Below are 23007 nucleotides of genomic sequence, written 5' to 3'. Positions count from 1 at the left end.
TCTTACTCCGCCGCGACCGCGTTGGGCGACAGGCGGCGGCTCATCAGCCCGCAATACCAGTCGATCAGGTGGATGACGCCCGCTTCCTGCGTCGGCGAATAGGGGCCGGGCTGATAGGCGGGGGACAGGATGCCCTTCTGGTTTTCCTCGACCACCTGCCGGTCCTCGTCATTGGTGGCAAGCCAGACCTCGGTCAGCTTCTGCAGGTCGTAGTCCACGCCCTCGACCGCGTCCTTGTGGACCAGCCACTTGGTCGTGACCTCGGTTTCCGTGGGACTGATGGGCAGGATGCGGAAGACGATGGCGTGGTCGGGCAGGAAGTGGTTCCAGGACGACGGGAAGTGATAGAACATCAGGCTGCCCGCGTCGTTCCAGGGGATCGTCCCCATGCGCCGCGACACGGCGGCCTTGCCCGACATGGTGAAGCTTTCCTGGTTGTCCATCAGCGGCACGCGGGCCATGCGCCACTGCATGTCGGGCGCGTTGGTGAAGCGCGACGGCAGGTTGGCCGCGTCGCAGCGCGCCCAGTGGTCCAGGATCTCGGGGGATGCGGAATTCGGGCCTTCCATCACCGTCATCAGCGGATCGTCGGAATAGGTCCGGCACAGTGAGGGGTGAGAACCGCCGCAGTGATAGCATTCGCGGTTGTTTTCCATCACCAGCTTCCAGTTGCCCTTCTCGATGATGGTCGAGGAGAAGGCGACCTTGCTGTCGGCGATGCCCGAGGGCTGGACGAAGCGCGTCAAGTTCGCAGCCAGTTCGTTGATCGCGGGCGGGATCTGGGCCAGGCAGATGAAGACCATCCCGCCCAAGTCGATGCAGTGGACCGGCTTCAGCCCGTATTTGCTGGCGTCGAAATCCTCGCCCATGTCGCGGGCATACAGAAGCTTGCCGTCAAGGTCATAGGTCCACTGGTGATAGGGGCAGACCAGCTTGGGATTGGACCCGTTGGTCTTGGCGCACAGCCGCTGCCCACGATGGCGGCAGACATTGTGGAAGGCGCGGACACGCCCGTCGCCGCTGCGCACCACGATCACGGGATAGGCGCCGACGTTCAGGGTGACGAAGTTGCCGGTCTTCGGGATCTCGCAGGACGGCAGCGCGAACAGCCATTCGCGGTACCAGATTTGCTCCAGATCATCCTGGAAGGCCTGCTGGCCGCAATACAGATCGCGGGGCAGGGAAAAGCCAGGGATGCGTTCTGCGATCAGGCTGGCGGTCGAGGTCGTATTCATGTCTGGACCCATGGAGGTGCTGGCTGCTATGGGGGCAAACTAGCCGGTTTGCGACGCCATGCTGGACAAATTGCGACCTTGTGTCGCGCGATTCAGACATGGCCGGCGATCGCACTGGAATCTGCTGTGGCACCTGGTGCCGAAAAAGCAACAACCATGATTTTCGCCAAAGTCAGAAACCGAATCGCATGTCAACATGTTGACGTGATGCTGGCAGATATGGCTAGATGATGTGGTGATGCCCCCTTGCGGTTGTCGATATGCAACAGCTAGAAGGGCCACCGGATCACGCAAGAAGAAGGCCGTTGGCAGCCGGAAAACGGCGCGGCAGTCTGTGCAGAACGACCTTGGCCGCCATCGGCCCTGACATGAAAAACGACACCGGGCAGCGAAACCCGGCGGTATGGTCGCGGGAACAGGCCTGCGGCTGCTGCCTTCGCGTGCCCAATGCAAAAGGAGCAGTGCGCATGACTATCATCGTTTATTCCAAACCTGCCTGTGTGCAATGCACCGCGACGACCCGTGCCCTGGATGCGCGCGGCCTGTCCTATGACGTCATCGACCTGACCGAGGATGCGGCGGCAATGGAACGCGTGACCGCGCTTGGCTATCGCCAGGCCCCGGTGGTGATCGCCGGCGACGCGCATTGGGCGGGCTTCCGGCCCGACATGATCGGCCGCCTGGGCTGATCCGCGATGGGCTGGGATGGGCCTGGCGACGCGCCGCCTTGCGGGCTGGTCTATTATTCCTCGGCCTCGGGGAACACGGCGCGCTTCGTGGCGCGCCTGGGCCTTCCGGCGCTGCGGATTCCCATCCGGCCCGCAGATCAGATGCCTGTTGTGGACGCGCCCTTCGTGCTGATCTGCCCGACCTATGCGGACGGGCAGGGGCGCGGCGCGGTGCCCAAGGCGGTGATCCACTTCCTGAACGATCCCCGCCGCCGCAGCCACCTGCGCGGCGTGATCGGCGCGGGAAACCGCAATTTCGGCGCGACCTTCGCCCTTGCGGGCCGCGTCATCGCAGAGAAATGCAAGGTCCCCGTGCTGTGGCGGTTCGAGCTGGCGGGGACGGACACCGACATTCAAAAGGTCCGCGCGGGCCTTCATCAATTCCGGGGGTTGGAATGCTTGACGGCCTGAAGCCTGAACTCGATTACCACGCGCTGAACGCGATGCTGAACCTGTATGACGCCGACGGGCGCATCCGGTTCGATGCCGACCGCATGGCCGCGCGGCAGTATTTCCTGCAGCACGTGAACCAGAACACCGTCTTCTTCCATTCGCTGGACGAGAAGCTGGATTACCTTGTCGAGGAAGGCTATTACGAGCCCGAGGTCCTGGACCAGTATTCCAAGAATTTCCAGCGGGCGATCTGGGACGCCGCCTTCAAGCGCAAGTTCCGCTTTCCGACCTTCCTGGGCGCGTTCAAGTACTACACCAGCTATACGCTGAAGACCCGTGACGGTCAGCGTTACCTGGAACGCTACGAGGACCGCGTGGTCATGGTCGCCCTGACGCTGGCGAGGGGCGACGAGGCGCTGGCGATGCGCTTCATGGAGGAGATGCTGTCGGGCCGCTTCCAGCCCGCGACGCCGACCTTCCTGAACGCCGGCAAGAAGTCGCGGGGCGAACTGATTTCCTGCTTCCTGCTGCGGCTGGAAGACAACATGGAGTCCATCGGCCGGTCGATCAACTCGGCCCTGCAACTGTCCAAGCGCGGCGGCGGCGTGGCCTTGATGCTGACCAACCTGCGGGAAGCGGGGGCCCCCATCAAGGGGATCGAGAACCAGTCGTCCGGTGTCATCCCGGTGATGAAGCTGCTGGAAGACAGCTTCAGCTATGCCAACCAGCTTGGCGCGCGGCAGGGGGCGGGGGCGGTTTACCTGAACGCCCACCATCCCGACATCATGCGCTTCCTGGACACCAAGCGCGAGAACGCGGATGAGAAGATCCGCATCAAGACCCTGTCGCTTGGCGTGGTGATCCCCGACATCACCTTTGAACTGGCGAAAAAGAACGCCGACATGTACCTGTTCTCGCCCCATGACGTGCAGAAGGTCTATGGGGTGCCCTTCTCGGACATCTCGGTGACCGAGAAATATGCCGAGATGGTGGACGACAAGCGCATCAAGAAGAAGAAGATCAACGCGCGAGAGTTCTTCCAGACCATCGCGGAAATCCAGTTCGAATCCGGCTATCCCTACATCATGTTCGAGGACACGGTGAACCGGATGAACCCCGTGCACGGCCGCATCGCCATGTCGAACCTGTGCAGCGAGATCCTGCAGGTGAACGAGGCCTCCGAGTTCAACGAGGATCTGAGCTATTCGCACCTGGGCACTGACATTTCCTGCAATCTCGGGTCGCTGAACATCGCGGCGACCATGGACGGCCCCGACTTCGGTGCCACCATCGAGGCCGCGATCCGCGCCCTGACCGCCGTGTCGGAAATGTCGGCCATCGACGCGGTGCCATCCATCCGGCGCGGCAATGACGAGGCCCGTGCCGTGGGCCTTGGCCAGATGAACCTGCACGGCTTCCTGGCGCGCGAGCGGATCCATTACGGGTCGCCGGAAGGGGTCGAGTTCACATCCGTCTATTTCGCCGCCGTGGCCTTCCACGCGATCCGCGCGTCGAACCTGCTGGCGCAGGAACATGGCAGGACCTTCAAGGACTTCGAGAAGTCGAAATATGCCGACGGCACCTTCTTCGACAAATACACCGACCGCGACTGGCTGCCGGTGCTGCCGGACGTGGCGCGCGTCTTCGAGAACGTGACCCTGCCCACGCGCGACGATTGGGCCGCGCTGAAGGCCGATGTGATGAGGCACGGGCTGTACAACCGCAACCTGCAGGCGGTGCCGCCCACCGGGTCGATCAGCTATATCAACAACTCGACCAGTTCGATCCACCCGATCGTGTCCAAGATCGAGATCCGCAAGGAAGGCAAGATCGGCCGCGTCTATTACCCCGCAGCCTTCATGTCGAACGAGAACCTGGAATACTATCGCGACGCCTACGAGATCGGTCCCGAGGCGATCATCGACACCTACGCCGCCGCGACCGAGCATGTGGACCAGGGCCTGAGCCTGACGCTGTTCTTCCCGGCCGAGGCGACCACGCGGGACATCAACCGCGCCCAGATCTATGCCTGGAAAAAGGGCATCAAGACCATCTACTACATCCGCCTGCGCCAGACCGCGCTGGAGGGGACCGAGGTCCAGGGCTGCGTGTCCTGCACCTTGTGACGCCGAAGCCGGGGGCTGTCTGCCCCCGGACCCCCGAGGATATTTTTGCCAAGATGAAAGGGGTTCTTCGCGATGAAGGATCATGTGATGCAGACGGCCGCCCGCGCGATCAACTGGAACCGGCTGGACGACGAGAAGGACCTTGAGGTCTGGAACCGGCTGACGGTGAACTTCTGGCTGCCGGAAAAGGTGCCGCTGTCGAACGACGTGCAAAGCTGGGCGACGCTGCGCCCGGCCGAGCGCGAGTTGACGATCCGCGTCTTCACCGGGCTGACGCTGCTGGACACGGTGCAGAACACCGTGGGTGCGCCCTCGATGATGCCCGACGCGATCACCCCGCACGAGGAAGCGGTTTTGTCCAACATCGCCTTCATGGAGGCGGTGCACGCGCGGTCCTATTCCTCGATCTTCTCGACCCTGTGCCTGACCAAGGAAGTGGACGAGGCCTTCCGCTGGGCCGAGGAGAACCCGCATCTGCAAGCCAAGGCGCGGCTGATCCTTGAGGAATACAAGGCGGGCAGCGACCCGCTGAAGCGCAAGATCGCATCGGTCTTCCTGGAAAGCTTCCTGTTCTATTCGGGTTTCTACCTGCCGATGTACTGGTCCAGCCGCGCCAAGCTGACCAATACCGCCGACCTGATCCGCCTGATCATCCGCGACGAGGCGGTGCATGGCTATTACATCGGCTACAAGTTTCAGCGGGCGCTTGAGCGCGAGAGCGAGGAACGCCGGGCCGAGTTGAAGGATTTCGCCTTCTCGCTGATGTTCGAGTTGTACGACATCGAGCAGCGCTATACCGCGGAACTTTACGACGGCATAGGCCTGACCGAGGACGTCAAGGCCTTCCTGCATTACAACGCCAACAAGGCCTTGCAGAACCTCGGATACGAGGCGCTGTTCCCGCCCCAGGTCTGCGAGGTGAACCCGGCGATCCTGGCGGCGCTGTCGCCCGACAGCGAGAACCACGACTTCTTCAGCGGATCGGGGTCGTCATATGTCATCGGCAAGGCGGTCGCCACCGAGGACGAGGACTGGGATTTCTAGGCTAGGTCGCGCAAGACCTGCGGGATCATGTCCGGCAGGTCGTCCGCGATCAGGCCGGGGCCAAACAGGCGAGCGGCCTTGGCATGGATCAGCGTGCCCAGGCTGGCGGCGTCCAGCGGCTGAAAGCCCCGCGCCAGCAGGCCGGTGATGATCCCGGCCAGCACATCGCCTGCGCCTGCGGTGGCAAGCCAGGGGATATCGAAGGCGGAATGGATGCGGGCGCGGCCGTCGGGGGCGGCGATCACCGTGTCGGGGCCTTTCAGCAGGACCACCGCGCCGCAGCGGGCGGCGGCCTCGCGCGCGGCGTCGAGCTTGGAATAGGCGGGCCATTGCGAGGCCTCAACCTTTTCGACAAGGTCGGGAAACAGTCGCGCAAATTCCCCGCCATGCGGCGTCAGGATGCATCTGCCGTGCAAGGCCGCCATCAGGCCAGGGTCCTGCGACAGGGCAGTCAGGGCGTCCGCGTCCAGAACCGTTCTGCGCCCGGTGGGCAGCAGGACCGCGAGCAATGCTGCGGCACGGTCAATGCCGCAGCCAGGCCCGATGCAGGCAGCATTGATGCGGGTGTCGTCCAATGCCCCGCGCAGGGCATCGCCATCATCGAGGGCGCGGCGCATCAGGGCATCGGGCGGGCTGGAGTATTCGGGCAAGGCGTCCTGGGGCGGGGCGAGGGTCACAAGGCCTGCCCCGATCCGCAATGCTGCGCGGGCGGACAGGCGCGCGGCGCCACCCTTGGCAGGGCCTCCGGCCAGAACAAGGGCGTGGCCGTGGCTGTATTTGTGCTGGCTGGCAAATGGGTGTTTCCCAAGTCGATCCGTCAGCGAAAATTCGATCCGCCTTGCGTCCGGAATGTCGAACCTTGGCCAGATCGCTTCCAGTCTGACGCGCCGCCGGCCCCGGCTGGCAAGATTGCGCTCTCTCCACTGTTTCAATCCGATGTCGGCCACGATCAACTCGCCGCACAGCATCGGGCCAAGCCCGATCAGATGGCCGGGCTTGGGGCTGTCAAAGGCCACCGTCAGCCGGGCAGGACTATCAAACGTGCCGAGCCCCGGTGGAAGGGCAGGGGCCTTGCCGCTGTCCATGCAGAGCCCGCTTGGGCAATCCACGGCAACCACGCGACTACAATGATAGGCTCCATCTCCGCCCCGTCCGAAGATCCGGGCGAGAATGCTGGCAGTCTCTCCCTCGGGCTGACGGGTCAGGCCGGTGCCGAAGATGGCATCGACATAAACATCGCTTTCAGGACCGCCCTGTAACCCGCGTTCGGTCAGCGGGCCGATCCCCCCGATCGCGGCCCACCGCCGCTTCATCTCGGCCGCGTCCGGCCCAGGCATGTTGTCCGTGCCCAGCACGCGCACGCGCCAGCCCGCCCGGTGCAGCAGGCGGGCCACAACATAGCCGTCGCCGCCGTTGTTGCCCGGACCGCACAGCACAGTGACGCACCCCGCTTTGGGCCAGCGCAGGCGGATATGGCCTGCCACGGCGCCGCCCGCACGCTCCATCAGTTCCAGCCCCGTCACCTGTCCGCTGGCCATGGCGGCGGATTCGATGGCGCGCATTTGGGCGGTGGTCAGGACTTCGCTGCCGGTCAGCATGGCCTCTGCCTTTTTATTGATCTTGTCGCACAAAAAACAGGCACAATCCCGCAGGGCATCTGATTGCTGTCGCAAATGGCGCCGTCGCCCGTTTACCCGTGCCATGAAACCCGCCAATCAGGCTTCAGGCAAGCCGCGAGGAAGGATCATTGCGATGAAGAAGGTCGAAGCGATCATCAAGCCGTTCAAGCTGGACGATGTGAAGGAGGCGCTTCAGGAAGTGGGCGTGCAAGGTCTTTCCGTCACCGAGGTCAAGGGCTTTGGCCGCCAGAAGGGCCATACCGAGCTTTATCGCGGCGCGGAATACGTGGTCGATTTCCTGCCCAAGGTGAAGATCGAGATGGTGCTGCCCGACGACCAGGTCGAGGCCGCCATCGACGCCATCGTCAGCGCCGCCCGGACCGAGAAGATCGGCGACGGCAAGATTTTCGTTTCGCCTGTCGAGCAGGCAATCCGTATCCGCACCGGTGAAACCGGCGACGACGCGGTCTGAGCACAAGAAGAACAACATCCCAACAGGATTATCGCGCCCGGCGAACCAGCCGGGCCGCATCTACGCAGAAAGGGAAGAGATGACGGTCAATGACGTTTTGAAGCTTCTGAAGGACGAGGAGGTCGCCTATGTGGACGTCCGCTTCACCGATCCCAAGGGCAAGCTTCAGCATGTGACGCTGGATGTCGATCTGATCGACGAGGACTTCTTCGAGGAGGGCTTCATGTTCGACGGCAGCTCGATCGCGGGCTGGAAGTCGATCGACCAATCTGACATGAAACTGATGCCGGACCCCTCGTCGGCCTATCTGGATCCGTTCTATGCGGAAAAGACGCTGTGCGTGCATTGCAACGTGGTCGAGCCGGACACGGGCGAGGCTTACGCACGCGACCCGCGCGGCACCGCCGTGAAGGCCGAGGCATATCTGAAGTCCACCGGCATCGGTGACGCCTTCTACTGCGGCCCCGAGGCCGAGTTCTTCATCTTCGACGACGTGCGCTATCAGGTCACGCCCCAGAAGGTGTCCTACCAGATCGATTCCGTCGATGCGGCCTGGAACACCGACACCGAATACGAGATGGGCAACCAGGGTCATCGCGCGGCCCACAAGGGCGGCTACTTCCCGGTCAACCCGATCGACGCGGGCCAGGACATCCGCGGCGAGATGCTGTCCACCATGAAGCGGATGGGCATGAAGGTGGACAAGCACCACCACGAGGTCGCGTCGGGCCAGCACGAACTGGGACTGATTTTCGGCGGGCTGACCGAGCAGGCCGACAACATCCAGAAATACAAATACGTCATCCACAACGTCGCCCATGCCTATGGCAAGACGGTGACCTTCATGCCCAAGCCCATGAAGGGCGACAACGGGTCGGGGATGCACGTCAACATGTCGATCTGGAAGGACGGCAAGCCGCTGTTTGCCGGCGACAAGTATGCCGACCTGAGCCAGGAGGCGCTGTATTTCATCGGCGGCATCCTGAAGCACGCCAAGGCGCTGAACGCCCTGACCAACCCGTCCACCAACAGCTACAAGCGGCTGATCCCGGGCTTCGAGGCGCCGGTTCTGCGCGCCTATTCCGCGCGCAACCGGTCGGGCTGCGTCCGCATTCCGTGGACCGAATCGCCGAAGGCCAAGCGTGTCGAGGCCCGCTTCCCCGATCCGGCGGCCAACCCCTATCTGGCCTTCGCGGCCCTGCTGATGGCGGGCCTGGACGGGATCAAGAACCGGATCGATCCCGGCCCCGCGTCGGACAAGGACCTGTACGACCTGCCCCCCGAGGAACTGGCCGAAATCCCGACCGTCTGCGGCAGCTTGCGCGAGGCGCTCGAGGAGCTGGAGAAGGACATGGACTTCCTGCTGCAGGGCGATGTCTTCACCCGCGACCAGCTGGAAGCCTATATCAAGCTGAAATGGGAAGAGGTTTATGCCTACGAGCATACGCCCCACCCGATCGAATACGCGATGTATTACAGCTGCTGAGGCTGCGGGACACGGACCAGAAAGGCGCCCCTCGGGGCGCCTTTTTCAATCCAGCCGCAGCTTGGTGGCAAAATCCAGAAAGCTGCGCATCGCCCCTGTCATCAGCTTGCCGGACGGATAAACCAGGTTCACCGGCAGGTCGGGCAGGGCATATTCGCACATCACGACCTCCAACTGGCCGGCGGCGATCCCGTCGCGCACGACGAATTCGGGCAGAAGCGCCAGCCCCTTGCCGTTCAGCGCCATGGAATGCAGCATCTCGGTGTTGTTGCTGAAGAAGATCGGCCGCACCGGCTGGCGGATGGTGCGGCTGCCCCGGCGCAGCGGCCAGGTCAGGTTGCCGGGCAGGTTGGTGTAGTGCAGGCAGTCGTGGCGCAACAGGTCGGCGGGCTTTTCCGGCCGCCCGTTCCGCGACAGGTAGTCGGGCGCGGCCACCAGCATGATCCTGACCGCGTGCAGTCGCCGCGCATGCAGCGTCGAATCCTTGAGGTTGCCGATGCGGATCACCGCGTCGAAGCCGTCGCCGACGATGTCGCTGGCACCGTCATCCAGCACGATCTGCAACTGCACGTCTCGATAGCGCTCCATGAATTCCAGAAGATGCGGCTGCAGAACCTTCAGCGTATAGAAGATCGGGCTGCCGATCTTGAGCGAGCCGGACAGGCTTGCCGAGGTCGCCTTGACTGCCTCGGTCGCCTCGTCCAGCCGGGTCAGCACGTCGCGCAGGGCCTGGCAATAGGACAGGCCCGTGGCGGTGGGGGTGACCTTTCTGGTCGTGCGGGTCAGCAGTCTGACGCCCAGGTCAGCCTCCAGATCGGCGACATGCTTGCTGCACAGGCTGCGGGAAATCCCCATGCGCAGTGCTGCGCCCGAAAAGCTGCCCTCGTCGATGACGCTGACAAAGGTGCGAAGAACGCTGATATCCATGCGCGCCACAATGCCTTGGCCTTGGACAAAGGAAAACCGCCCCGATCAGGGGCGGCCAAGATTTCCTGCCGTCAAACGGCGCGCCTTAGCGGACGTAGGTCGAACGCGGGCCGGGGGCCGAGAAGTCGCTGACGGTCAGGTCGGCGTCGGCCGCGACATGGGCGCGCTCCCGTTCCTTGGCGGTCATCACGTCCGAAGCCTTCACGGTGACGGTGTTGGCGGCAACGACCGGAGCGGTCGGCATATCGGCGTCGGGATTACCCGTATTATAGCTGGCGGCCTGGGCTGCGCCGGTGGCGAGGATCAGGGCGGTCATGACGGTTGCGATGCGTTTCATGATGTGTCTCATTCATCTGTCGTTTCTATGACAGAGGATATAAGCCCCTGATTTCGCCGCCATTAGACCAGGATCGATGTCTTCAGTGTTCGATGATCCTGCACAATCGCCATGGGTTTCGTCATCTCAGCCCCAGCATTCGCACCGCCGCCTGCATTTGATCCTGCACCGGAAGGGCCAGTTCCACGACCGCGCCATCCTCGTCCGGCCCCAGAGGTTCCAGCGTGGCCAGTTGCGAATCCAGCAGCTTCGGCGGGAAGAAGTGTCCCGCCCTGTGGTTCAGCCGTTCCGCCAGCAGATCGCGGGTGCCGTGGATATGCAGAAAGCGGACCCGCGACCCGCCGCTGCGCAGGATGTCGCGATAGGACCGCTTCAGGGCCGAACAACCCATCACAAGGCATTCGCCCCGCGCCTCGGCCGCCGCGATCTGGTCGGCCAAGGCCTGCAGCCAAGGCGCGCGGTCGTTGTCGTCCAGGGGGATCCCTTTCGCCATCTTGCGCAGGTTCGCGGCCGGGTGGAAGCTGTCGCCTTCGATGAAGGGCCAGCCCATCAGATCGGCCAGGGCGGTGCCGGTGGTGGTCTTGCCGCTGCCCGACACGCCCATGACGACGATATGCTGCGGGGCGGTCATAGCAGCCACCATCCGATCAGGGCAAAGCCGAAGCCGATGCTGCCCAGCAGCGTCTCCATCACGGTCCAGGTCTTCAGCGTGGTCTTTTCGTCCATGTTCAGGAACCGACCCACCAGCCAGAAGCCCGAGTCGTTGAAGTGGCTGAGAACGGTCGCCCCGCCCGCGATGGCGATGACCAGGAAGCAGCGGTCCAGTTCCGAAAGCCCCGTCGTGGCAGCCACCGTTGGCGCGATCAGGCCCGCCGTGGTGGTCAGCGCAACCGTGGCCGACCCTTGGGCCACCCGCAGCGCGGTCGAGATGACGAACGCGGCGACGATCAGCGGCAGGCCCACGGCCTCCAGGCTGCCCGCAAGGGCCTGGCCCATGCCGCTGGCGCGCAAGACGCCGCCGAACATGCCCCCCGCGCCGGTGACCAGGATGATCGCGCAGATCGGACCCAAGGCGCGGTCCACGATCTTCTCGATCTCGCTGCGCGTCCGGCCGCGGCCCAGGATCGACATCGCGACCAGCAGGGTGATCAGCAGCGCGACGGGCGTCTGGCCCAGCAGGCGCATCGCGGTCACCCAGCCGGCTTCTCCGTCGATGATGCCGATGGTGGCCAGGGTGTTCAGCCCGGTGTTCAGGAAGATCAGCGCCAAGGGCATCAGCAGGACCAGCATGACCTGGCCGAAGCTGGGCACGGGCCCAACCGTCTTGCCCGAGGTGTCGGCCCCCAGCAGTTCGGGAACCGGGATCACGAAGCGCTTGCCCGCCCAAAGCCCGAACAGATAGCTGCCCAGATACCAGGTCGGGACCGTGACGATCAGGCCGACGATCAGCAAAAGCCCGATATCCGCCCCCAGCAGGTCGCCCGCCGCGACCGGCCCGGGATGGGGAGGCACAAAGGCGTGCATCACCGCGAATGCCCCCGCCGAAGGCAGGGCGTAAAGCAGGACCGATCCGCCAAAGCGCAGCGCGACGCTGAAGATGATCGGCAGCATCACCACAAGGCCCGCGTCAAAGAAGATCGGAAAGCCGAACAGCAACGAGGTGACGCCAAGCGCCAAGGGCGCGCGTTTCTCTCCGAACCCGGCGATCAGCCGGTCGGCCAGCACCTGCGCCCCGCCCGTCACCTCGAGCAGGCGGCCGATCATCGCGCCGAAACCGACCAGCAGCGCGACCGAGGCCAGCGTGCTGCCGAACCCTTGCAGCAGCACGTTCATCACCTCGTTCAGCGGGATCCCCGACACGAGGGCGGTGGCAAGGCTGACCAGCACCAGGGCGATAAAGGCGTGCATCTTCAGCCGCATGATCAGGAACAGCAGCAGAAGGATCGCCAGGGCGGCGATGACCAGCAGGGTGACTGTCCCGTAGACGGGCTCGATGGGCGTCATGAAAACCTCCTGAAGGCGTTAGCGCAATCAAGGCGCGCCCTTACAAGGATAATGGTGACTGCGTAAGCCACTATTGCCAGAAAGCAGCGAAGTTGTGCAGCCATAAGCATGGCATGGCCTTGCGCGGGGAGTCATCCCGCCTGTGCCTGATGCGGTAGGGAATGCTAATCTTCGGCCAGGATATCGACGCTGTGGCTGGTCGACTGCCCCCCGGCCAGTCGCATGGAGCCGGTAACGGGCGCCACATCGCCATAATCGCGGCCATAGCCGATTGTGACATGATCGGCCCCCACGAAGCAGGCATTGGTTGGGTCGTATTCGCACCAGCCCGCCTCGGCCCCGGTCCAGGCGCGGACCCAGGCATGCATGGCGTCGGCCCCTTCCAGCCGGGGCTTGCCAGGCGGGGGAACCGTGCGCAGGAAGCCCGAGACATAGGCCGCCGGGATACCAAAGCTGCGCAGCCCCGAGACCATGATCTGCGAAAAATCCTGGCATACCCCGTGCCGCCCGGCAAAGGCTGCGGCGACGGGCGTGTCCACTTCGGTCGCGCGGGCGTCAAAGCGCATGTGGTCGTGGAGGGCAAGCCCCAGGCATTCCACAGCCTCGCGCATGGTGGCGGCGGCGGTGCAGGCCTTGCGGGCAAAATCGGCGATCGGACCCACCTGCGGGATGCGGGGCGAGGGGCGCAGGAAATGATGGGGCGAATGGGGGCCAAGATCAATGACTTCGTTCAGGTCGGCCCGCAGCCCGTCCAGCGTGGCGGACAGATCCAGTTCCGTTTCATCCTCGAGACGCAGCACCCGGCCCGCCATGTCGAAGCGCACCTGCGTCAGCCCGGCGGGCAGGACAAGCTGCGTGACCTCGTTCCCGAAGAAATCGGTGAAGGTGCTTCGTTCCGTGGGCTTCGGGGTGATGGTGATGCTGGCCTGCTGGACCTCTTGCAGGCCGGGAAGGTCGGCAGGACTGATGCGCAGAAGCTGCCGCCCCGCGCCAGTAGGGCGGGCGAAGTCGTATCCGATAGACAGGCGCAGGCGATACAGCATCAGTGGAAATAGGTGGTTGTCAGAACGTCGGACAGGTTGGCGATGCGGCCCCGCAGCGCCCACAAGGCCTCGGTCGTCAGCGTCTCGGGCTCGGCGGTGGCAAGGTCGGTGTGCAGCCGCAGCGCGTCGCGGGCCAGCGGCGACAGCGCGCCATGGTCGTTGGCCGCGGGCAGCATGTCCACCTGTTCGCGCAAGCCGTCGATCTGGTGGCGCAGCGCGCGCGGGTTCAGCGGGTCCAGGACCAGCAGGTCGATCACCGAGGCCCGGGACGCGTTCAGCGCAAATCGACGGCGATGGGTCAGCACGCTGTCGCCCACCTCGATCGCCAGATCCAGGGCGCCTTCGGGGGCGTCCGGGTCGCACAGGACCGCAAGCAGCGCGGCCATGCCCATCGCGCGTTCGTGCAGCCGCCCGATGGTCAGGAACCGCCAACCGACGAAGCGGTACATGTTTTCATGCACAAGACCCGAAATCCCCGCCAGCTTGCGCAGCAGCGCCGACAACGCGCGGGCCGCATCGTCGCCGGGTGACACGGTGCGGGCCATGCGCCGCGCGCTGCGGTCGATGTCGTGCAGCGCCGACCAGGCATCGGGGGAAAAACGGTCGCGCACGCTGCTGGCGCTGCCGATGGCGGCGGCCAGGTTGTCCAGCAGCTTCTGCGGGATGGGATCGGGCGTGTCGATGCCCATCTGACGCAGCAGCGGATCGAAGCCCGCCAGCAGCGGCGCCCCCGCCGCACCCGCTTCGGCCATCCGCGTGTGATAGGCGCGCATCAGGCGCACGATCCCTTCGGCCCGCTCGGCATAGCGGCCCAGCCAGAACAGGTTGTCGGCGGCCCGCGCGGGCAGGCCGCTCGCGGCCTGACGCTTGTCGGCGCTGCCGGCCTGCCGGGCCAGGGTGATGACGGGCACCGGATCGCGCCCCACCACCCAGACATCCGCCGCCGCGCCGCCCTTCTGCATCGCGACGGCCGAGGCCTCGGATGCCGAGCCGATCCGCGCGAAGCCGCCGGGCATCACGGCCCAGCCATCGGCGGTGCGGGCCAGATAGACGCGCAGGGTCATGGGGCGGGGGACCAGCTTGCCCTCGACAAGGGCAGGGGTCGTGGACAGGGTGACGGCCTCTTGCGCGACCAGGTCACCGCCCTGCCGTGACAGTCGGCGGTCCAGTTCCTGGGGCGACAGGGTGACGGCGCGGGTCAGGTCATCGGCGGGGTCAAAGGGCGGGTGGGTGGTCAGCGCGTCCGCCAGAACCATCCGGCGCGGGCTGGACCGCACCGCCGCCCGCGCCGTCTCGGTGCCGCACCACCAGGTGGCGATGTTGGGCATGGCCAGCGGCGCGCCGACCAGATCCGGGGCAAGCTGCGGCAGGAAGGCCATCAGGGCCCGCGTTTCCAGCACCCCCGAGCCCAGCGAGTTGACCATCGCCACCGCCCCCGACCGCAGCGCCGCCACCATGCCGGGCGTTCCGATGCGCGAGGCGGGGTTCAGTTCCAGCGGGTCGGCATATTGCCCGTCAAGCCTGCGCCACAGCACATCGACCTGCCGCATACCCTGCACGGTGCGCACCATCAGCCGGTCGTTCGACACGCCCAGATCGTCGCCCTCCAGCAGCGTGAAGCCAAGGTAGCGGGCGATATAGGCGTGTTCGTAATAGGTTTCATTCATCGGTCCGGGCGTCAGGATCGCCACCCGCCCATCCCGTTCGCGCGACTGGGCCTGCAGAGCGTCGCGGAAGTCGCGGAAGAAGCCCGCAAGACGATGGACGTTCCCGTCCGGATAAAGTTCGGAATAGGCGCGGGAGATGGCCACACGGTTTTCCAAGGCATAACCCGCGCCCGAGGGCGCCTGCGTCCGGTCGGCCAGCACCCACCACTGCCCATCTGGGCCGCGTCCCAGTTCGAACGCCAGAAAGTGCAGGAAATGCCCGCCGCGTGGCTTGATGCCCACCATCGGACGCAGCCATTCTGGATTGCCCGCAACAAGCGCGGCCGGAAGCCGCCGGGACGCCACCAGTTCGTTCGGACCGTAAAGATCGGCCATCACCGCTTCCAGCAGGTCGGCCCGCTGGGTCAGGGCGCGGCCGATCCGCGCCCAGTCGTCCTCGGCCAGAAGCACCGGGATATGGCTCAAGGGCCAGGGCCGTTCCGTCGATTGGCCTTCGCCGTATTGGCGATAGAAGACGCCGCTATCCAGCAGATATCGATCGGCGCGCGCCAGGTCGCGGGTCAGATCCTCGTCCGACAGCGCGTCAAGATGCGCGACCAGGTTGCGCCACAGCGGACGGACCTGGCCGTTCTTGTCCAGCATCTCGTCCGGGACGCCGGGCAGGGGGCGATAGCCTGCAACCCGTCTCCGGCCCGTGGCGATGGCGCCTTCGCCGCCCATGCCGGGTCAGACTCCCGTGGTGCGGCGCAAATCCAGCGTCAGCGGGAATTCGCGATGAATGCGCTCGGGACGGGGAACAAGCCCCTGGCCCGGGGTATGGCCATGAGGGCTGAAGCGGGCCAGCCTGCGCGCCTCGGCCTCGTTGCCGTTGACGGGGAAGGTGTCGTAATTGCGCCCGCCGGGATGCGCGACATGATAGATGCAGCCGCCAAGCGCGCGGTTCGACCAGGTGTCGAGAATGTCGAAGGTCAGCGGCGCATCGACCGGAAGGACAGGATGCATCGCGGATGCCGGTTGCCAGGCCTTGTAGCGCAGGCCTGCCACGGCTTCCCCGGCACCCACATCCGTCAGCGGCACCGCGCGCCCGTTGCACAGCACCTGGTAGCGACTGGGATCGGGCGAGGCCAGCTTGACCTGCAGCCGTTCGGTGGAGCTGTCGGTATAGCGGACCGTGCCACCGATCGCGCCCGTTTCCCCCAGCACATGCCAGGGTTCAAGCGCCTGGCGCAGTTCCAGATGGACCCCCTCGATCTCGACCTCGCCGCAGAAGGGGAAGCGGAATTCGGCCTGGGCCTTGAACCATTCCTCCTGCATGGGGAAGCCGTGGTCGGTCAGGTCGCGCAGCACGTCCTGGAAATCGGCCCAGACGAAATGGGGCAGCATGAAGCGGTCATGCAGCGCCGTGCCCCAGCGGGTCAGATCGCCTGTGGCAGGCGTCTTCCAGAACCGCGCGATCAGGGCGCGCAGCAGCAATTGCTGCGCAAGGCTCATCCGCGGGTCGGGCGGCATCTCGAAGCCGCGGAACTCGACAAGGCCCAGGCGGCCGGTGGGACCGTCGGGGGAATACAGCTTGTCGATGCAGATTTCCGCCCGGTGGGTATTGCCGGTGACATCGGTCAGGATGTTGCGCAGCAGCCGGTCGGTCAGCCAGGGCAGGGGCGGCGTGCCCCGGTCGGGCGAGGGGATCTGCGCAAGCGCGATTTCCAGTTCGTAGAGCGCGTCGTGCCGGGCCTCGTCGATCCTTGGCGCCTGCGAGGTGGGCCCGATGAACAGGCCCGAGAACAGGTAGGACAGCGACGGGTGCCGGTTCCAGTGCCGGATCAGGCTGGCCAGCAGGTCCGGGCGGCGCAGGAACGGGCTGTCATTGGTGGTGGCCCCGCCGACGACCACATGGTTGCCCCCGCCGGTGCCGGTGTGCTTGCCGTCGATCATGAACTTTTCCGCACCTAAGCGGGACTGGCGCGCATCCTCGTAGACGCCCTGGGTGATCGCCACGCAGTCGTCCCAGTCAGAGGCCGGGTGGATGTTCACCTCGATCACGCCGGGGTCGGGGGCCACCCGGATCACGTTCAGGCGCGGGTCGTGCGGCGGCGCATAGCCTTCCACATGCACCTTGAGGTTCAGGCGCAGGGCCGCAGCCTCGACCGCGTGCAGCAGGTCCAGGTATTCCTCGAGCGTCGCCACCGGCGGCATGAAGACGCAAAGCCGCCCGTTCTTGGGTTCGACCGACAGGGCGGTGCGGACCATGCCCTGCAATTCCGCCTCTCCCATGCCGGGCACCTGTTCGACCAGCTCCTGCGTCGGCGCATTGGCGACGAAGCTGGCCATGGGCTGCGACTTGCGATCGGGTGCGATCTCGCCCGGATTGGCCAGGGGCGCGCGCTCCACCGTCGGGTCGGTGGGGTTGATGTAGGGATAGACCGATTCTGGCAGATGCGGCAGCGAGGCCAGAGGCAGCCGATACCCGACCGGGCTGTCGCCAGGCACAAGGAAGACATGGCCGCGCCGCAGACGCCAGCGTTCCGAATACCATTTCAGCTTCGCTTTCGACTGCCAGGCTTGGACCGGCAGCACGAAGCCCGTGGGCGTGGTCAGGCCCCGGTCGAAGACGGCGGCAATACGGTGGCGCGCCTCGGGGTCAGCCAGTTCGCTGTTTTCGGGCGTGACATTGGCTGGCAGGTTCGCCTCGCGCACCAGCCATTCTGCGGGGTCTTCATAGGCGGGCAGGACATTGTCGTCGGGAACGCCCAGTTCGGCGGCCATCTCGCGCAGCAGTTCCTGCGCGTGCAGGGGCGTCACCGCCTCGGCCGCGCTTTCCTGCGCGATCAGGTCGGGGTTCTGCCAGACCGGCTGGCCGTCCTTGCGCCAGTAAAGCGAAAATGTCCATCGGGGCAACGTCTCGCCCGGATACCACTTGCCCTGGCCGTAGTGCAGGAAGCCGCTGGGGGCGAAACGCTGGCGCAGCTTGCGGATCAGGATGTCGGCCCGGTCGCGTTTCGTCGGCCCCACGGCGGCGGTGTTCCATTCGGCGGATTCGAAATCGTCGATGGACACGAAGGTCGGTTCGCCCCCCATGGTCAGGCGCACGTCGCCTTCGCGCAGGGCGGCGTCGACCTGCTGGCCGAGGCGGTTCAGGTCGGTCCAGGCCTCGTCGCTGAAGGGCTTGGTGATGCGCGGATGTTCGGCCACCCGCCGCACCTGCATGTCGAAGTTGAAATCGACCTCGGCAAAGCTGGCGGCGCCGGAAATGGGCGCGCAACTGCGATAATGGGGCGCTGCGGCCAGCGGGATATGGCTTTCCCCGGTCAGCAGGCCCGATGTCGGGTCAAGCCCGATCCAGCCTGCGCCGGGAATATAGACCTCGGCCCAGGCATGCAGGTCGGTGAAGTCATGGGCGGTGCCCGACGGACCGTCAAGCGCCTGCAGATCGGGCTTCAACTGGATCAGATAGCCCGACACGAAGCGCGCGGCAAAGCCCAGATGCCGCAGCGCATGGACCAGCAGCCAGGTTGAATCGCGGCAGGATGCGCTGCGCAGGGTCAAGGTTTCCTCGGGCGTCTGGACCCCCGGCTCCATCCGGATCGTATAGGCCGTCTCGCCCGCGATGCGCGCGTTCAGCGCCACCACGAAATCGACGGTGCGGGTTTTCGTGCGCGGGATGCTGTCCAGAAACGCCCGCAGCATCGGCCCGGCGGGTTCCGTGGCGCGATAGGGGATCAATTCTTCGGCCAGTTCGGGGGCATAGTCGAAGGGCCAGGTTTCCGCGGCATCCTCGACGAAGAAGTCGAAGGGGTTATACACGGTCATGTCGGCGACCAGATCGACCTCGATCTTCAACTCCCGCACGGGTTCGGGGAAGACGAAGCGGGACAGCCAGTTGCCGAAGGGATCCTGCTGGTGGTTCACGAAATGGCCTTCGGGCGCGACCTTCAGCGAATGCGACAAGACCCTTGTGCGGGAATGAGGCGCGGGCCGCAGGCGGATCACCTGCGGGCCAAGGACCACCGGACGGTCGTATTTGTAATGCGTCAGGTGATAGATGCTGGCCTTGATCGACATGATGTCAGTTCCCGCTGCTCTTTTGCCCCAGCTTACACAATGTGATCAGGGGGGCGAGGGATCCCGGCGCCCCTGCCTATATTTCGCGCATCGCCGCTGAAACGCGATCCCATTCCCGGCGCAACGGAATGTCCATCCGCAGCAGCCTGTCGCTGCCCGCCGCCCGGCGCGTCCAGAGATGGACGCGCGCCAGCCGGTCCTGCGCCGCCCGCGCATCGCCCGTGTCGTAAAGCCGGAACAGATGCGTCCCGCCCGCTATCCGCCATCCTGCGGCCGCAGCAATGCGGTCAAGGCGCAGCGATGCCTCGGTCATGTACAGCACCATGTCATCGGCCCAGCTGCGGTCGGCCAGGGCTGCCGCCGCCTGTCCCAGGATGCAGCCCTGGACCGGGCAAGGGTCCGCAATGTCGGCCAACAGCACGGGATCCCCCAGCACAAGGCCCAGTCCCGGAAGGCCCCAGAACGGCTGAAGCTCGCGCAGGACCAGGGCATTGGCGGGCAGGATCGGGGCCAGGGACAGGTCAGGGCGCGGGTCGGCCAGGCTCTCGTCGACAACCAGGCGCGGCACGTTCCGGGCCAGTTCCGCAAGCGCGCCCGGCTGCCATTCCCGCCCGTCCAAACCGGCGGGATTGGCGACCACGACCAGATCCGCGCCTGCCGGATCCAAGGGGGCTAAGGCCGGGCGCAGCGCCCAACCCGCTGCGCGCAGGCGTTCTTCCGCATGGCTAGATCCCAGGACCGCTGCCTGGCCGGGCGGCAGGCGCAGGACGGCGCACCAAGGATCGGCGACGGGCAGAACCTGCGCCGGATCGCAATCCAGCCATTGTGCCGCAGCCCGGCGCAGGGCCGCCGTGGCCGATGCCGCGGGTTGCGGCGGCAGCGACTTCACCGGCCAGCGGTGCCGGTTCAGGCCCGTGGACAGGTCGATCCAGTCCCCCGGACCAAAATCCGCGATGGCCCGGTCAAGCCCCTGTTCGTCGTCCCGCTGCATGATCCGTCCATGACGCCCCGCATCCGCCATGGCGGGGCAGGGACTGCAGCCCCGCCCACCGTTTCAGCAGATTTCGCTTTACAGCAGAGCAAATCGGAACGACGATATCTAGTAAGAACATTCGGGCTACCAACCCGCCTGTTGTGGCACGACCAAGGGCAAGCGGCGTCAGAATCGCTCCCGACTGAGGATGCAGGAATGGCACAGACGGAAGCGATAATTCCGACCGATGAGATTCATCCCATCGACATCGTCGAGGCGGTCGCCGCGCATCACGACTGGCAGTTCGACCGCCTGGCCGACGACCAGATCGCAATGTCGGTGGATGGCCAGTGGCGGCGCTATTCGCTGACGCTTGCCTGGTCCGCCCGCGAGGAGGTTCTGCGCCTGATCTGCACCTTCGACCTGGACCCGCCCGCGGACCGGCTGTCCGCGATCTATGAGACGCTAAACCTGGCCAATGACCAGGTTTGGGACGGCGGCTTCACCTTCTGGTCCAAGCAGCGGCTGATGGTCTGGCGCTATGGCCTGGTGCTGGGCGGCGACGCAGTGGCCTCGGCCGAACAGGTTGACCAGATGATCGGCAACGCGCTGATGGGTTGCGAACGGTTCTATCCGTCCTTCCAACTGGTTGCCTGGGGAAACAGCAGCCCTGCCGCCGCACTGGACATCGCCTTGGGCGAGGCCTACGGACGGGCATAAGGGGCAGACGGCCCCGGTAACGGATGGGGGGCCGGATGGGCGATTTCAACGATATCAACAGGCGCGGCCTGGTTCTGGTCGGTTGCGGCCGCATGGGCGGCGCGATGCTGCGCGGCTGGCTGGCGCACGGGCTGGAACCCGGCGCCGTCACGGTGATCGACCCGCGGCTTTCGCCGGAATGGCAGGACAAGGGCCTGCGCGTGAACGCCGACCTGCCTGCCGATCCCGCCGTGCTGGTTCTGGCCGTCAAGCCGCAGATGATGGCCGAGGCCTTGGGCGGCGTGCCCAGGCTGTCCGACACGCTGGTCCTGTCGGTCGCGGCAGGCACCACCATCGCCACATTCGAGGCCGCCTTTCCCGGTGCCCCGATCATCCGCGTGATGCCCAACACGCCCGCCGCGATCGGGCAGGGGATCAGCGCCATGATCGGGAATGGCCTTGCCACGGATGCGCATCTGGATCTGGCGCAGGCGCTGATGGCCGCCGTGGGCCGGGTCGTCCGGTTGGAGCGGGAAGACCAGATGGACGCCGTCACCGGCCTGTCGGGCAGCGGCCCGGCCTATGTCTTCCACCTGATCGAGGCGATGGCCAAGGCCGGCGAGGCGCAAGGCCTGCCCGCCGACCTGTCCCTGGAACTGGCGCGGATGACGGTCGCAGGGGCGGGTGCCCTGGCCATCGACGCAGACGAGGATCCGGCGGTCTTGCGCGAAAACGTCACCTCGCCCGGCGGGACGACCGCTGCCGGCCTGCAGGTTTTGATGGATCCCGACAATGGCCTGCCGCCCCTGATGGCGCGCACGGTCGCTGCTGCCACCGAACGCGGGCGCGAACTGGGGCGCGGGCAATGACCATCAGCTTCGACGATTTCATGAAGGTCGACATCCGGGTCGCCACCATCACCCGCGCCGAACCCTTCCCCGAGGCGCGCAAACCCGCGATCAAGCTGTGGCTGGACGTGGGGGATCTGGGCGAACGCAAGTCCTCGGCCCAGATCACGCGGCATTACGACCCCGAAGCCCTTGTGGGCAAGCAGGTGCTTTGCGTGGTGAACTTTCCGCCCCGCCAGATCGGCCCCGTCCGGTCCGAGGTTCTGGTCCTGGGCGTCCCCGACCCGGACGGAGAAGTCGTGCTGATCCGTCCCGATCTGGATGTCCCGAACGGAGGAAGGCTGTACTGATGCGCCTGCTTGTCACCCGTCCCATGACGGACCGCGCGACGCGCGCCATTGCCGACCGGTTCGACGCGACCTTCCGCGACAACATCCCCCTTTCCGAGGCCGAAGCCTCTGCTGCCCTGCGCGACTATGATGCGATCATCCCGACGCTGGGCGATGCCTTCACCGCCGCAGCCTTTGCCGATGCGCCGCGTTGCCGAATCCTGGCGAACTTCGGGGCGGGCTTCAACCATATCGACGTGAAGGCGGCAAAGGCGGCCGGGGTCGTGGTCACGAACACGCCCGATGTGGTGACCGACGCCACTGCCGACATTGCCGTCATGCTGATGCTGATGACCATGCGCCGCGCGTCCGAGGGCGAGCGGATCCTGCGCGCGGGCGACTGGACCGGCTGGAACCCCACGCAGCTTCTGGGCGGGCATCTGTCTGGCCGGACGGTGGGCATTGTCGGCATGGGCCGGATCGGGCAGGCCATCGCGCGCCGCTGCCATTTCGGCTTCGGGATGCAGGTGGTGTTCTTCAACCGCTCGACCGTGACGGGGCTGGATTTTCCCGCCCGCCAGATCCCACAGTTAGAGGCGATGCTGGCCGAGGCCGATATTGCCGTTCTGGCCGTGCCGGGCGGGCCCGGCACGCGGCACCTGATCGGCACGCCCCAACTGGCGGCGCTTGGGCCGCAGGGTTACCTGGTCAATATCGCGCGCGGCGATGTCGTGGACGAGGCCGCGTTGATCGAGGCACTGCAAAGCCATGCCATCGCCGGGGCGGGGCTGGACGTCTATGAGCAAGAGCCGGTCGTGCCGCAGGGGCTTCTGGACGCGCCCAACACGACGCTGCTGCCGCATCTGGGGACCGCGACCGACGACACCCGCACCGCCATGGGGCTGCGCGCGCTTGATAACCTGGTGGCCTTTGCCGAGGGGCGCGCACCTCATGACCAGGTGAACTGACCGCGTCCTTGGAACCGCGGTGAATTGAGAAATGTTAATTCCTCAGATCA

General features: G+C 65.6%; 20 protein-coding genes. 10 read left to right on the top strand and 10 right to left on the bottom strand.

Features of this window, described 5'->3' with window-relative positions:
• Positions 1-2: 2 nt before the first annotated feature.
• Positions 3-1235, bottom strand: a complete 1233-nt coding sequence (locus FIU66_RS09415; RefSeq protein WP_167623462.1) for an SRPBCC family protein — start codon at positions 1233-1235, stop codon at positions 3-5.
• Between the two features lie 467 nt (positions 1236-1702).
• Here FIU66_RS09415 and nrdH point away from each other — a divergent pair, with 467 nt between their 5' ends.
• The 4 genes from nrdH to nrdF all read left to right on the top strand — a co-directional run bounded on the left by nrdH (position 1703) and on the right by nrdF (position 5526).
• On the top strand, positions 1703-1924 hold the full coding sequence (gene nrdH / locus FIU66_RS09410; RefSeq protein WP_167622460.1) for a glutaredoxin-like protein NrdH: 222 nt from the start codon (positions 1703-1705) through the stop codon (positions 1922-1924).
• Between the two features lie 6 nt (positions 1925-1930).
• Positions 1931-2374: a class Ib ribonucleoside-diphosphate reductase assembly flavoprotein NrdI gene (nrdI, locus tag FIU66_RS09405; protein ID WP_167622459.1), complete on the top strand. Its 444-nt coding sequence runs from the start codon at positions 1931-1933 to the stop codon at positions 2372-2374.
• Positions 2359-4482, top strand: a complete 2124-nt coding sequence (gene nrdE, locus FIU66_RS09400; protein ID WP_167622458.1) for a class 1b ribonucleoside-diphosphate reductase subunit alpha — start codon at positions 2359-2361, stop codon at positions 4480-4482. Before nrdI ends, nrdE begins: the two co-directional genes overlap by 16 nt.
• An 87-nt stretch (positions 4483-4569) precedes the next feature.
• Complete coding sequence (gene nrdF / locus FIU66_RS09395; protein ID WP_370528909.1) at positions 4570-5526, top strand: class 1b ribonucleoside-diphosphate reductase subunit beta; 957 nt, start codon at positions 4570-4572, stop codon at positions 5524-5526.
• Here nrdF and FIU66_RS09390 read toward each other — a convergent pair.
• Positions 5523-7124: an NAD(P)H-hydrate dehydratase gene (locus FIU66_RS09390; RefSeq protein WP_167622456.1), complete on the bottom strand. Its 1602-nt coding sequence runs from the start codon at positions 7122-7124 to the stop codon at positions 5523-5525. The genes nrdF and FIU66_RS09390 overlap by 4 nt on opposite strands.
• Before the next feature lie 154 nt (positions 7125-7278).
• Between FIU66_RS09390 and FIU66_RS09385 the strand changes: the two genes are divergently transcribed.
• Entirely contained in the window at positions 7279-7617 is a 339-nt protein-coding gene (locus tag FIU66_RS09385) for a P-II family nitrogen regulator (protein ID WP_103171477.1), read from the top strand.
• A 79-nt stretch (positions 7618-7696) separates the two neighbouring features.
• Complete coding sequence (glnA, locus tag FIU66_RS09380) at positions 7697-9103, top strand: type I glutamate--ammonia ligase (RefSeq protein WP_167622455.1); 1407 nt, start codon at positions 7697-7699, stop codon at positions 9101-9103.
• 45 nt (positions 9104-9148) lie between these two features.
• Here glnA and FIU66_RS09375 read toward each other — a convergent pair whose 3' ends face one another.
• The 8 genes from FIU66_RS09375 to FIU66_RS09340 all read right to left on the bottom strand — a co-directional run bounded on the left by FIU66_RS09375 (position 9149) and on the right by FIU66_RS09340 (position 20131).
• On the bottom strand, positions 9149-10030 hold the full coding sequence (locus tag FIU66_RS09375) for a LysR family transcriptional regulator (RefSeq protein WP_167622454.1): 882 nt from the start codon (positions 10028-10030) through the stop codon (positions 9149-9151).
• Positions 10031-10115: 85 nt separating this feature from the next.
• On the bottom strand, positions 10116-10367 hold the full coding sequence (locus tag FIU66_RS09370; protein ID WP_167622453.1) for a hypothetical protein: 252 nt from the start codon (positions 10365-10367) through the stop codon (positions 10116-10118).
• Positions 10368-10488: 121 nt separating this feature from the next.
• Positions 10489-10998: a gluconokinase gene (locus FIU66_RS09365; protein ID WP_167622452.1), complete on the bottom strand. Its 510-nt coding sequence runs from the start codon at positions 10996-10998 to the stop codon at positions 10489-10491.
• Positions 10995-12371: a GntP family permease gene (locus tag FIU66_RS09360; protein WP_167622451.1), complete on the bottom strand. Its 1377-nt coding sequence runs from the start codon at positions 12369-12371 to the stop codon at positions 10995-10997. The genes FIU66_RS09365 and FIU66_RS09360 overlap by 4 nt, the downstream gene beginning before the upstream one ends.
• A gap of 164 nt (positions 12372-12535) precedes the next feature.
• A complete protein-coding gene (locus FIU66_RS09355; protein WP_167622450.1) occupies positions 12536-13414 on the bottom strand; it encodes a transglutaminase family protein in 879 nt (292 codons plus the stop codon).
• Positions 13414-15801, bottom strand: coding sequence for a circularly permuted type 2 ATP-grasp protein (locus tag FIU66_RS09350; protein ID WP_167622449.1), 2388 nt, complete (start codon positions 15799-15801; stop codon positions 13414-13416). Before FIU66_RS09350 ends, FIU66_RS09355 begins: the two co-directional genes overlap by 1 nt.
• A 6-nt stretch (positions 15802-15807) precedes the next feature.
• Positions 15808-19140 (bottom strand): DUF2126 domain-containing protein, encoded by a 3333-nt coding sequence (locus FIU66_RS09345; RefSeq protein ID WP_167622448.1) that lies wholly within the window; start codon positions 19138-19140, stop codon positions 15808-15810.
• A gap of 76 nt (positions 19141-19216) precedes the next feature.
• A complete protein-coding gene (locus FIU66_RS09340) occupies positions 19217-20131 on the bottom strand; it encodes a threonine-phosphate decarboxylase (RefSeq protein ID WP_167622447.1) in 915 nt (304 codons plus the stop codon).
• Positions 20132-20329: 198 nt separating this feature from the next.
• Between FIU66_RS09340 and FIU66_RS09335 the strand changes: the two genes are divergently transcribed.
• From FIU66_RS09335 to FIU66_RS09320, 4 genes are read left to right on the top strand one after another with little or no spacing between them, the layout of a single operon-like run.
• Entirely contained in the window at positions 20330-20833 is a 504-nt protein-coding gene (locus FIU66_RS09335) for a YbjN domain-containing protein (RefSeq protein WP_167622446.1), read from the top strand.
• A gap of 35 nt (positions 20834-20868) precedes the next feature.
• Positions 20869-21681 carry a pyrroline-5-carboxylate reductase gene (gene proC / locus FIU66_RS09330; protein WP_167622445.1) on the top strand — a complete coding sequence of 271 codons (813 nt, stop codon included), beginning with the start codon at positions 20869-20871 and terminating at the stop codon, positions 21679-21681.
• Positions 21678-22010, top strand: a complete 333-nt coding sequence (locus FIU66_RS09325; protein WP_167622444.1) for a tRNA-binding protein — start codon at positions 21678-21680, stop codon at positions 22008-22010. Before proC ends, FIU66_RS09325 begins: the two co-directional genes overlap by 4 nt.
• Positions 22010-22957, top strand: a complete 948-nt coding sequence (locus FIU66_RS09320) for a D-glycerate dehydrogenase (protein ID WP_167622443.1) — start codon at positions 22010-22012, stop codon at positions 22955-22957. Before FIU66_RS09325 ends, FIU66_RS09320 begins: the two co-directional genes overlap by 1 nt.
• Positions 22958-23007: the final 50 nt, after the last annotated feature.

Source organism: Paracoccus sp. AK26, from assembly GCF_011801365.1.
Taxonomy (GTDB): Bacteria; Pseudomonadota; Alphaproteobacteria; order Rhodobacterales; family Rhodobacteraceae; genus Paracoccus; species Paracoccus aerius.
Note: the sequence above shows the minus strand (reverse complement) of the source record. Positions and strands in the feature narration are given on the sequence as shown.